This window comes from Inquilinus sp. (genome assembly GCF_057815775.1).
Genome location: NZ_JBYRFX010001194.1, coordinates 1 through 4,324 on the forward strand (window position 1 = coordinate 1; position 4,324 = coordinate 4,324).

A 4,324-nucleotide genomic window follows, 5' to 3' on the forward strand; every position below is an offset into this window, starting at 1 on the left:
GGTGGCGCGGCTGCTGACGCCGCTGATGGCGGCCTACATGCTGCGGCCGAAGCCGGCGGCGGCGCACGCTGCCGCGCCGTCCCGGCTGGCCGCGGGATACGCGGCGGTGCTGGGCTGGACCCTCGATCACCGCCGCATCACTTTGGCCGCGGCCGGCGCGATCTTCGCCGGGTCGCTGGCGCTGGTGCCGCTGCTGCCGACCGGCTTCCTGCCGGTCAGCGACAGCAAGATCTCGAACCTGCAGGTCGAATTGCCGCCCGGCGCCACCCTGGCCGACACCGAGGCGGTGGCGCAGCGGATCACGGCGGAGCTGCGCCAGCGGCCGGAGGTCGACCATGTCTTCACCACCATCGGCGCGGCCGGCGGCGCCTCGGCGGCCGATGCCAACGCCTCGGGCGGCGACGTCAGCAAGGCCAGCCTGCTCGTCGTGCTGAAGCCGCGCGGCGAACGGCAGATGACGCGCAAGGATTTCGAGCGCTCGGCCCGGGACGAGTTGGCGTCGATCCCCGACATCCGCTTCACCTTCCTCGGCGACAGCGGCGGCAAGGATGTCTCGATCGTCCTGACCGGCGACGACCCGGCCAGGCTGGCGGGCGTCGTCCAGGCGCTGGAGCGGGAAATGCGGGCCCTGCCGCAGCTGGCCAATGCGCGCTCGACCGAACCGCTGCCGCGGCCGGAGATCCGCATCCGCCCCCGGCCGGACGAGGCGGCGCGGCTCGGCGTCTCGGCCCAGGCGATCGGCACCGTGGCCCGCATCGCCACCATCGGCGACACCGACGCCAATTCGGCCAAGTTCAACCTGGGCGACCGCCAGGTGCCGATCCGGGTGGTGCTCGACCGCCGGGCCCGCACCGATATCGAATCGCTGCGCCAGCTGCGTGTCGCCGGCGACCGCGGCGCCGTGCCGCTGACCTCGGTCGCCGATATCGGCTTCGGCGCCGGCGATGCGGAGGTCGAGCGGTTCGACCGCCGTCGCCGGGTCTCGGTCGACGCCGATCTCAACGGCGTGCCGCTCGGTACCGCTTTGGCCGCGATCAATGCGCTGCCGTCGCTGGCCCACCTGCAGGAGGGGGTGGAGCGGCCGGCCTTCGGCGACGCCGAATTCATGGCCGAGATGTTCTCCAGCTTCGGCAAGGCGATGCTGGCCGGCGTGCTGATGGTGCTGGCGGTGCTGGTGCTGCTGTTCCGCGACTTCCTGCAGCCGGTCACCATCCTGGTGGCGCTGCCGCTGTCGGTGATCGGCGCCATCCTGGCGCTGCTCGGCTATGGCGCTGCGCTCGACCTGTCCTCGGTGATCGGCCTGCTGATGCTGATGGGCATCGTCACCAAGAACTCGATCCTGCTGGTCGATTTCGCCATCGAGGGCCGGCGCCAGGGGCTCGACCGCCGCACCGCGCTGGTCCAGGCCTGCCTGGTGCGGGCCCGGCCGATCATCATGACCACCATGGCGATGCTCGCCGGCATGATGCCGGCGGTGCTGGGCATCGGCGCCGATTCCGGCTTCCGCGGCCCGATGGCGGTGGCGGTGGTCGGCGGCCTGATCACCTCCACCGTGCTCAGCCTGGTGTTCGTGCCGGCCGTGTTCACGGTCATGGACGACATCCGCGGCTGGCTGGCGCCATGCCTGGGACGGCTGACCTCGGTCACCCCGTCCGACCGCGCGGCGGCGGAGGCTGCTTCGGCCGCGCAGGTGCCCTGACCCGGTGTGGCGCTTGCCGAAGAGGTGCGTTCGACCGAGGATGGGGGCGCTGAATCGGGGGGAGGACGCGGATGACGGACGGCAAGGCCGCGGCCGGCCGCATCAGGCCGCCGGTCGGCGCCACCGCGTCACCAACCGAGGCTCGCCTGATATGACGACCACGCCCCGCTTCACCCTGCATCATGCCCCGCGCTCCCGCTCCCGCCGCATCCTGTGGCTGCTGGAAGAGGCCGGGGTGCCGTTCGACATCGCTGCGCATGATTTGTCCAAGGCGACGCACAAGGACCCCGCCTATCTCGCCCTCAACCCGGCCGGCAAGGTGCCGGCGCTGATCGATCACGGCCCGGGCGGCGACTGGCGGCCGGGCGTGGTGGTGACGGAAAGTGCCGCGATCTGCGCCTATGTCGCCGACACCGTGCCCGAGTCCGGGCTGGCCCCGCCGGTCGGCTCGCCGGAGCGCGCGGCCTACGCCACCTGGCTCGGCTATTGCCCCTCGGTGCTGGAACCCGCCTTCGCCGATGCCGTGTTCCCGCGCAGCGTCGAGGCGCCGGCCAGCGCCCTGGGCTGGCCGAGTTTCGCCACGGCGCTGCAACGGATCGAAGCCACGTTGCAGGAGGGCGGACCGTATCTGCTGGGCGCCCGCTTCAGCGCTGCTGACGTGCTGATCGGGTCGCTGCTGCAATGGCTGCAGGCCTGGGGCAAGCTGCCGGAGACCGTGGCCGTATCAGCCTATCTCGACCGCCTGGCCGAGCGCCCCGCGTTCCAGCGGGCCCAGGCGCATGACGCGCCGTCGGTGGCGGCATGATGCGGCATTGCGTTCTCGCCGCCGCGGCGCTGGTGCTGGCGGCTTTTCCGGGGCTTGCGCAGGCCGAAGCGGTTCATCCCTGCGCCGGCGATGCGATCGCCCATGCCAGCAAGCTGCTGGCCTTCCACTTCGGCGAAACCGACCTCACCATGACGGTCGACGACACGGCGAAGCTGGTCGGCACGGTCAAGGCGCTGCAGGGCAAGGGGCGCTTCGACGTGCTCGAGGTCATGGGCTACATCTACAAGGGCGAATACCGCATGCACTTCATCTACGCGCAGATCCCGGGCGACTGCGTGCTGATGGGGCAGGAAATCCTGGAGACGAGCGATCCCTACTGACGCCATCCGGCTGCGCCCCGCCGTCGCGGCCGATGCGCGGGGCATCGCCGAGCTGCATGTCGCCGTCTGGCGCGACACCTATCGCACCCTGGCACCGCCCGAGGCGGCCGGCGCGCTCGATGTTACCCGCCGCGAGGTGCGCTGGGCCGCGATCCTGGCCGACCCGGCCCAGATCGCCCTGGTGGCCGAGATCGGCGGCACCCTGGCCGGCTTCGGCCTGGCCGGGCCGCCGGGCGATGCCGCCTATGGCGACCGGGGCGAGGTGAAGTACCTCTATGTCGGCCGCGATTTCGCCCGCCGCGGCCTCGGCCGCCGCCTGCTCGGCGCCCTGGCGGCGGCGCTGGCCGGACGCGGCTATGCCGCCCTCGGCCTCGGCGTGGTCGAAGGCAACGACCCGGCCATCGCCTTCTACGAGGCCCAGGGCGGCCGCCGCATCGGCGCCTACACCGACCCCGGCCCGCTCTGGCGCTCGCACAACCTGCTCTATGCCTGGGACGACCTCGCGGGACTGGCGGCGCGGGGATAGGCTACCGCCAGCGCATTGCGCTGTCCGGCGCCTTGATCGGCTCGAAGACCATGTCGTTGAGATCCGCGACCTCTCGTGCGGCGGAGATCCCTTCGCCCGCCTTCAGCGCCTGCGCCGGGTCGAGCCGGAACAGGCGCCCTTCGGCGGCATAGAGCACATCGCCGTTGTGGTCGAAATCGGCCCAGTCGACCCGGCCGAGGTCGAGGGTGCGCCCGTCCGCATCCGTCAACGCCGCGGTCTCGACATACCTACGTCCCTGCCGCTCGTGCAGGGCATGCGTTGACAGTCGCAGGGCGCCCTTCTTCGCATGCAGGTCCTTCTCCATGACGAGCGGAGTAGGGAAACTCCATCCGAATGGGCCTTTGCTGCCGTGGTGTCGTGCGGCTGTAGGGGTGCCCACAAGGCGCCAGCCGTCGCGCTGCAAGCGCATCCAGCAGATCGGGTCGTCCTCTCCCCAGCCCGGCCGGTCGCCCAGCGGCTCGACGCGCATGCGCTTTGGAACAGCGAAGCCGTCTGCCACAGCCGTCTCGTCGGCACTCTCCGGTTGGCCAGTACCCAGCAGGATTCGGCTGGTGTCGATCAGGGCTTTCTCCTTCCGGTTCGCCGAAGCCGTCGCGGTCGTCGTCCGGTGGTTCAACTTGAACCAAAGCGGACTCTCGAACAGTCCGCCGCCGCCCCAGGAATCGCCTTTCGGCCACAGCACCAGTGCCGTCAGCCAGGGCGGTCGCGAGATCGCTGTCCAGGAATAGTATGGCGGCCGATGGGTCGCGGCGAAGTACGCCAGCAACTCGCCATCCGGGCTCAGGTCGCAACGCCGCTCGTAGATCCGGCCCTTGAACCACTGGCCGGCCTCGATCGTGTCCTTGGCCAGGTTCCAGGCCAGCAGGCGCACCAGCCGGCTCGGGCCGCGCCGGAAGATCACGGCCCGGCGATGCGCGCGGGCAATGAGCACG

5 protein-coding genes are annotated in these 4,324 nt (G+C 71.2%); 4 read left to right on the plus strand and 1 reads right to left on the minus strand.

Annotated elements, in window-relative coordinates; genetic code table 11:
- From AC3XYG_RS42465 to AC3XYG_RS42480, 4 genes are all read left to right on the plus strand, one after another.
- Positions 1 to 1,699 (plus strand): efflux RND transporter permease subunit (locus tag AC3XYG_RS42465; protein WP_489145961.1); only part of this gene is annotated, 1,699 nt, incomplete at its 5' end.
- Positions 1,700 to 1,850: 151 nt separating this feature from the next.
- Complete coding sequence (locus tag AC3XYG_RS42470; protein ID WP_489145962.1) at positions 1,851 to 2,504, plus strand: glutathione S-transferase family protein; 654 nt, start codon at positions 1,851 to 1,853, stop codon at positions 2,502 to 2,504.
- On the plus strand, positions 2,501 to 2,845 hold the full coding sequence (locus tag AC3XYG_RS42475) for a hypothetical protein (protein WP_489145963.1): 345 nt from the start codon (positions 2,501 to 2,503) through the stop codon (positions 2,843 to 2,845). Before AC3XYG_RS42470 ends, AC3XYG_RS42475 begins: the two co-directional genes overlap by 4 nt.
- 88 nt (positions 2,846 to 2,933) lie before the next feature.
- Positions 2,934 to 3,371, plus strand: a complete 438-nt coding sequence (locus tag AC3XYG_RS42480) for a GNAT family N-acetyltransferase (RefSeq protein ID WP_489145965.1) — start codon at positions 2,934 to 2,936, stop codon at positions 3,369 to 3,371.
- Position 3,372: 1 nt separating this feature from the next.
- Here the strand turns inward: AC3XYG_RS42480 and AC3XYG_RS42485 are convergent.
- Positions 3,373 to 4,324 (minus strand): hypothetical protein (locus AC3XYG_RS42485; RefSeq protein ID WP_489145964.1); only part of this gene is annotated, 952 nt, incomplete at its 5' end.